This window comes from Blautia sp. DFI.1.216, assembly GCF_020594215.1.
GTDB lineage: Bacteria > Bacillota > Clostridia > Lachnospirales > Lachnospiraceae > Blautia_A > Blautia_A wexlerae.
Genome location: NZ_JAJDML010000211.1, coordinates 1 through 306, shown reverse-complemented (window position 1 = coordinate 306; position 306 = coordinate 1). Strand labels below are relative to the sequence as shown.

Annotated in this window: 1 pseudogene; it reads right to left on the bottom strand. The window is 50.7% G+C overall.

What is annotated here, in order from left to right:
• Positions 1-149 (bottom strand): annotated as a pseudogene (locus tag LJE11_RS19475) (DeoR family transcriptional regulator); the annotation flags it as partial.
• Positions 150-306 lie beyond the last annotated feature (157 nt).

Here is a 306-nt window from a genome sequence, read left to right as displayed (position 1 = left end):
TCGTCCTCCTGCCCTTTGGATAGCATAGCGTCCAGCATCCGGCAGTACATGACCTTTGCGGTGCTGCTGACTGGAAATCCTGTCAACGCTCTGGGAAATGGCATACAGGGCGGCAATGGTGTGTCTATCGTCATAAATTCAAAATTCATTCGGTGTGTTCCTCCTTTTTCTTTGCTCGTTTGGATAAATAACGGGGGCAGTCAATCACAACCGCCCGGAAGCTCTGCCTGCACCCATGCTGGCATTTCCGGCATAATTCGTTGTAAGTGACACGCCCCCGGTCATTGAGGTAAAAGGAAAGCTCAT